1 protein-coding gene is annotated in these 206 nt (G+C 52.9%); it reads right to left on the reverse strand.

The features are described from left to right. On the reverse strand, window positions 1-206 hold a 206-nt coding region (locus ACLH1U_RS25300; RefSeq protein WP_411299518.1), incomplete at both ends, for a hypothetical protein.

The raw sequence follows: 206 nt of genomic DNA on the forward strand, positions 1-206 counted from the left end.
AGAGGGAGCAAACCCCAAAAAAGTGCAATCTTCAGGGATTGCCCGGCGGCGCTGCGCTTGCGCGGGCCTACAGATAACGGCATAACGGTTTGATTTTGCAGTCTTTTGTAGGCCGGGTAAGGCGAAAGCCGCCACCCGGCAGACATGCGAGCACAATAACGAAACAGGTTTGTCATCAGCCAGAAAAAGGCAATTGTCATTGCCTT

The organism is Klebsiella sp. 1SOBk5mer (genome assembly GCF_046603115.1).
Lineage (GTDB): Bacteria > Pseudomonadota > Gammaproteobacteria > Enterobacterales > Enterobacteriaceae > Klebsiella > Klebsiella quasipneumoniae.